Raw genomic sequence first — 6,304 nt, 5'->3', positions numbered from 1 at the left:
GGTTAAAGTGGATATATGGGATGTGCATAAGGCGTGTTCGTTTTATTGAATTTTCTTTGTGAGTGTAGCGGATTATCAAGGACGAGAGTAATTCATCGGTGTGCACAGCCTGAGAGGGCATAGGGCGCGAATGCGCCCAAGTGTATTTTTAATTAGCGTTTTTTCGCACCAGATTTTTTTAGCAATTGATGTTTGAGTCGACGCTTATCGCCCCCTCTGCCACCACGCTTCTCGCGGTGCTCAATTTCCGCATTCAAATCGGGCTCAAACCCTGCTAGCCACTCTTGCGGCAAGCGTTGGTCAATCAAGGTTTCAATAGCGGTGAGCATGCCTTCTTCTTCACGACTTACCAGTGAAATGGCGTTGCCGCTTTTCCCGGCACGACCTGTTCGTCCAATACGATGGATGTAGTCTTCAGGTGCATGAGGTAATTCGTAGTTGAACACGGTATCCAGCGATGGAATGTCTAATCCGCGAGCCGCAACATCCGTAGCGACTAACACGCGCACTTTGCCTTCTTTAAAACCTTCCAATGCACGGTTGCGAGCACCTTGCGTTTTTTCACCGTGAATAGCTTCTGCCGCCAATCCATCCAGTTTCAATTCGTTGGCTAGCGCTTCGGTAGTTTGGCGAGTTTTGGCAAACACTAAAACCTGCTGCAGGTTTCGGCTACCAATCAAATAAGACAGTAATTCTCGTTTACGTTTCTTATCGACGGGGTGAACCAATTGGTTCACGGTATCCGCAGTGCTATTTGAGGTAGACACTTCGATACGCACGGGTTCATTCAACAAGCGGTAAGCCAAATCCATGACTTGTTTAGGGTACGTCGCAGAGAAGAAAAGGGTTTGGCGCTCTTTGGGCATTTTCTTCATCAAGCGTTTGATGTCTGAGATGAACCCCATGTCGAGCATGCGGTCTGCTTCGTCTAACACCAAGGTGTCGAGGTTTGAAAGGTTCAGCGTGCCAATATGTAGGTGGTCTAAAAGACGACCAGGCGTACCCACCACAATTTCTGGGCCTTTTTGAAGCTGACTTTTCTGTGGGTTGATATTGGCACCACCATATAGTGCGACACATTTGAGCGACGTATCTTGGCTGTATTCGACGACCTTGTCATAGACCTGCTGGGCCAGTTCTCGCGTTGGAGTCACCACCAATACTCGCGTTGTTCCTTTCACCCCCTGTTCTAACAGTTGATGGATGAGTGGCAAAGTAAACGCGGCGGTTTTTCCTGTGCCTGTTTGCGCTGCACCCATGACATCAAACCCCGCCAACACCTTTGGGATGGCTTGCTGCTGGATCTCAGTCGGCTCAGTGTAACCAAGACGGACGAGCGTTTGCTGCAATGTAGGGTGAAGTTGTGAAAACACGGTGTTAGACATGATTTTGCATTCGGCCAAGAAAAAGGAGCGTGAGTGTACCAGATTGCCTTGAAATGTGCAGCGCGGAGAAATGCTTCAAAGTCGCGAATGATTTACCTCACCCAAGACTGGGAGTCGCAATGTATTTTTAGGCATTTTGGGATAGTTTCGGAATTGGTTTTTTATTGGGAAGTGAGGTTTTTTTTAAGAGGCCAATAAAGTTACAAGATGCTGGGAAGTACAAAAATTGAGCAGTGTAGAATATAAGAAGATACTAAATGAACTGTAAGTGAGTTTATTTCTTCTACGATTTCATGTCTTAAAATGGAGGCATTTTTGTTATTTAAATATTTAATTTATAGAAATCCACTTGCGAGTTTTGTCAATTTATTGTCAGAATTTCGTGAGCGAGAGGTGTGGTTTAGATTTGTTGTTAACTTGATATGATTTACTATGTTTTTTCGTCAAGCATGATTGCCAGTATTATCATTACTTGTTGTTTTTAAATAACTTAATTGATCATTCATAGTGGTGGGGGATTGGTTTTATATTGGGTGGTGGAATCTATAATTAGAATATTTTCTGGTCTATAAGTCTTAATTTTTCATTAAATTCATTTGACCAATGGATTGTTGGAATTTATGTGTATATGGTTGTTCCGTTATATTGGTTCGATTTTTCTGATGAGGATTGTTTTTGTCGCATCCTTTACAAGAAATTAAATGTCGATTAGATGATGTTAAGGCTACGGTGAGATAAGCAATGTTACTCGATCGAAAAGACGTTTCTGCTTTGTTGCGTTGTAAGCACGGCGACGGTGATTCTGATAGTGTTGACTTTGAAATCAATCCATTGAAGCCTAATAGTCGTTCAATTCAGAGAACGCCTGAGCACTCTCATTCTGCTCTTGTATTTAATCAATGCTCAAAAGGGATGGCGTCGCAAAATTGGTCTCTACCAATGGTTCAACGGCGGGCATATGGTGGAGTGATGAAAGCTATTAAGTGGCTGGTGTCACCATCAGATCGTGTCACTCGCGAAAATGTCGCGCTGATCCTTGCTCGTTTGTTCAATGAACATGAAAAGCCTCGAGTGCTCATCATAGGGGGAGGAACGATCGGTCAAGGTATGACTCCTTTCTATGAAGACCAAAACATTGAGTTGGTTTCGTTCGACATATACGCCTCCAAACATGTTCAATTTATTGCCGATGCGCATAGTGTCCCGCTGGAAGACAACTGCTTCGATGCGGTGATCGTTCAGGCGGTGCTTGAGCACGTACTGGATCCTAAAGGCGTAGTTGATGAAGTGCATCGGCTACTTAAACCTGATGGTTTAGTGTATGCAGAAACCCCGTTTCTTCAACATGTACACGAAGGTGCGTATGATTTCACACGCTTTACTGAAAGTGGACATCGACTGTTATTTAAACAATTTAGCTTGGTGAAATCTGGCGTGAACTCTGGAGCTGGAACCCAATTACTATGGGCGTTTGAAGGCTTTTTTCGAGGGTTATTTCGTTCGCGTTTGGTAGGGAAGGTTGTAAAACTTTGCTTGTGTTGGTTGATGCTACTTGATCGACTGATCCCTGAAAGTTATAACATTGATGCTGCCAATGGCGTGTTTTTTCTTGGGTCTAAGGCAAATACCGCAGTGGGTGATGAAGAAATCATTACGCATTATAAAGGCGCGCAGAAACACGCTAAATTTTGACAAGAAACCGTTTTCTCTACTAGGCGGTTAGCTCGTGTTTAGGCGGTTAGTGCGCTCACTTCGTCGTTAAATTCCTCTGAAATTGAATGATTCTTCCTACAAGAATTGGCCTTGAATTGAACACATGGATGGCTTGTGAAATCGAGCATCTACAGATTGTTTGGGTATAGTTACGAATGATAACTATCTCCATTTCTCGAGTCCTCTAGCATTTTTCCATACCCTCTTACATGCATATGCATTGCTTATGTATTTTTGCTCTCTCGTCTCGTTTTCAGATCAACATCCTTTATACCTGAACGATAGACTCCGCATAAATTGAAGACTTTCAATTTTGAACGATGGTAAACACGCTGATTGTTAAATAGCGGCAAAGTGAACAATGATAGATATAAGTTGGAGAGGGAAGTATGAAGTTGTATTTATTAGGCGTGAGTATTGCGCTAGTTCTTTCAGGTTGTGGCGGAGGAGGTGGTTCTGACTCGGGCAGTGGTTCAGGAACAGATACAAGTACTGAAGATACCCCAACCGGGCAAGTTTCAAATTCGTCTGCTTGCTTCAATGAAGAGTTGTATGCCGTTGGAACAAAGGTAACCGAAGAGTATTCAGAGGTTGTAGGCAACTCTCAACCGATGACCGAATCGAGCACCACTGAAATCACTCAGATAACAACTTATCGTGGCTACACCAATGCCATTGAAGAAACGACTCAAGACGGTGAAAGTACTGATAACCGAACCTATATTGTTGTAGACACCAGTGCCGGTACGATCACCACGATTGGGCAGGTGTTGGACAATAAGGAATACACTTATCGTCCTAGCGGCTTGATGATCAATTACGCCTTGGATAGGGGTGAGAAGAAAACCTATTCAACGGTGACGCAATTTGTGAATAATGTGCAAACCGACACGATGGATTACAGCATGGAATTTCTGCGTAGCGAAGAGGTTACTGTGCCTGCGGGAACGTTCGAAGCGTGCGTGATGTTACTGACCTTCGATGTGACTAGCTCGGAAGGTGTTCAGTCTAGCACTGTGTTTACACAGCATCTGGGTGTTGGAAATGGCATCACGCTTAAAGAGACGTTTGAAACAACACAATTAAATGGCACGAAAACTACGGGATCGGAAGAACTTTTGTCCGCCACGATTAATGGTAAATCAATCTAAACGGCTAGGCCGGCGAATTCGCCGGCCTTTTGTTCGTTAGCGCTTTACGCAAACGAAGATCGCGTTTCCTGATTGTGTATTCCACAGCTCAAGTTTTTCATAGTCGTGCTCGAACACAGTCACTTCAAAGTAAGGATCAAGCAGGCCTTTTAGCTCATCAAATGTGATGGCAACCATAGGGTGGTTGTCATGCCATTCTTCGGTTACTTTGTTGGTGGTTTTTTCGATGCTGAGTTTCAGTGCCTGTTTGTCACCTTCGCCCTCGTAAAACCAACCTGATTGAAATACAAAATGGCTGCCGTCTTGCTCAACACTGTGGCGAACAAAGGAGTTATTGTTGATCAATCCTTTCTCTACCGTGTTAAAACAGAAAACCCCGCCTTCTTTCAACGCAGCATGCGCGCTACGAATACATGCAGTTAGGTTTTCAATGCTTCCACTGTAGTGAATGGAGTACAGAAAACAGGTGATTAAGTCGTAGGGTTGGTCAACGACAAAGTTACACATGTTTTGCAGAGAAAACTCAGCTTCTGGGCAGCGCAATTTTGCCTGATCGAGCATAGGCTGATTTAAATCCAGACCATTACTCATAAAGCCAGTATCAATGAAATGACGAATGTGTGGGCCAGTGCCACACGCCAGATCTAGATGGCGCTTTCCTTGGTTACCAAATAGCTGATGAAGTCTACGAATACAGTGACTCTGTGATTCATAGTTAATGTCTGCGCACATCAGATCGTAGTAACCCGATAGATCTGTATACAGCGCATTGGATGATGAAGTAATCAAGCCAAACCACCGCAAAGAGAAAAGGTGGCGCATGCTACATCACAAAAAATCTAAATGCGATATAAATCACAATATATATCATCGGCGTACATTTCGTTTCAATCACATAGAAAAAACGCGAGCCTTAGCTCGCGTAGATTGATGTGTTAGCTGTGAGTAAAAACGATTAGCTCTGCAATATCATCAGAGGCAGTGCCAGCATTTCATCCCCTTTGGTGGCGAAGTACATGATCACGCCAATCAGTGAGGCCACAGTGACCAAATACCATGCGGTGCTGAACAGTTGCCCATATCGGGTGAGCGGTAGTAGGTGAGAATGGTGACGATACTTCCACTCAAACACAATTTCTGCACTACCAATCAACAACAAGAATCCGAGTAGGGCAAGTCCGAAGGTGTAACTGACAAACACACCGACTGCTGCACCAGCCACACACGCAATCAAGCCCGCGATACTGTTCATCGAGAAACTGATGCTTTTCAGTATGTGCCCACCATCAAGCGGCAAGATAGGCAGAAGGTTAAACAGGTTTAACAGAGCGTTAAAGGTTGCGAGGCCTGCAAAAAACACATTTCCTGTCACCCAATAAGCCACCATCGCCGCGAGTGACATAAATAAGCCAAAGGTGGGACCCATGATGGAAATCACTACGTCTTGCCAGCGCGTATTGATTTTCTCGTCAGAGAGCGCGAGACCGCCCATGAATGGGATCAGGTAAATACCTTTGGTTTTCATACCGAAGTATTTCATGGCTCGAATATGACCGTATTCATGCACCACTAAACACGCAATCAATGCGGCGGCAAATTGCCATGAAAAGAGCCATGAATAGGCTGCCACGCTTGCACCTGCAAGCACCACTTTGATGACCTTGGCGCTTTTGAACAGCTTCATGCCAAGAGACGCTAAACCAATCAGGCTAAATTTGGTTTTGGCTTGTGGTTCAACAACTGGCGTTTGACGTTCGATATCTTTCTCATCACGCGAGCCTGATTCCACCACCTCATCGTTCACGGTCACGCGATAATCAATGGTAAAAGGTTGCCACGTCACGGTGGAAGCGACGTTGACCGTTAAGATCAGTTCGCCTCTGGCGAGTTGAAATGAGTGTGTTTTTTCTTCTTCACTGTCCGCACTTGCGGCCAATTGAGAGACCAGTTGGTTATCCCAGTAAAGTGCTTGCCATCCTGCGAGAGACCCTTCTAAGCGAAGTGGTTTGTCTAGGCACGAAATATTGAATAATTCCAAAATGATGGTACTGAATC

The 6,304-nt window shown here is 44.5% G+C and carries 5 protein-coding genes; 2 read left to right on the top strand and 3 right to left on the bottom strand.

Going from position 1 to position 6,304, the window contains the following annotated elements:
* Nucleotides 1-152: 152 nt before the first annotated feature.
* Nucleotides 153-1,385, bottom strand: coding sequence for a DEAD/DEAH box helicase (locus tag L4D06_RS19555; RefSeq protein ID WP_429740789.1), 1,233 nt, complete (start codon nt 1,383-1,385; stop codon nt 153-155).
* Between the two features lie 741 nt (nt 1,386-2,126).
* Between L4D06_RS19555 and L4D06_RS19550 the strand changes: the two genes are divergently transcribed.
* Together L4D06_RS19550 and L4D06_RS19545 are read left to right on the top strand one after the other, a co-directional pair.
* Entirely contained in the window at nt 2,127-3,077 is a 951-nt protein-coding gene (locus tag L4D06_RS19550) for a class I SAM-dependent methyltransferase (protein WP_429740787.1), read from the top strand.
* 410 nt (nt 3,078-3,487) lie between these two features.
* Nucleotides 3,488-4,249: a hypothetical protein gene (locus L4D06_RS19545; RefSeq protein WP_429740785.1), complete on the top strand. Its 762-nt coding sequence runs from the start codon at nt 3,488-3,490 to the stop codon at nt 4,247-4,249.
* A gap of 36 nt (nt 4,250-4,285) precedes the next feature.
* Here L4D06_RS19545 and L4D06_RS19540 read toward each other — a convergent pair whose 3' ends face one another.
* Both L4D06_RS19540 and L4D06_RS19535 read right to left on the bottom strand, forming a co-directional pair.
* Nucleotides 4,286-5,071 carry a class I SAM-dependent DNA methyltransferase gene (locus tag L4D06_RS19540; RefSeq protein WP_429740783.1) on the bottom strand — a complete coding sequence of 262 codons (786 nt, stop codon included), beginning with the start codon at nt 5,069-5,071 and terminating at the stop codon, nt 4,286-4,288.
* 133 nt (nt 5,072-5,204) lie between these two features.
* A complete protein-coding gene (locus L4D06_RS19535; RefSeq protein ID WP_274164647.1) occupies nt 5,205-6,287 on the bottom strand; it encodes a site-2 protease family protein in 1,083 nt (360 codons plus the stop codon).
* Nucleotides 6,288-6,304: the final 17 nt, after the last annotated feature.

It is taken from the genome of Enterovibrio makurazakiensis, assembly GCF_050336585.1.
Lineage (GTDB): Bacteria > Pseudomonadota > Gammaproteobacteria > Enterobacterales > Vibrionaceae > Enterovibrio > Enterovibrio gelatinilyticus.
This window is presented reverse-complemented; position numbering and strand designations above follow the sequence as displayed.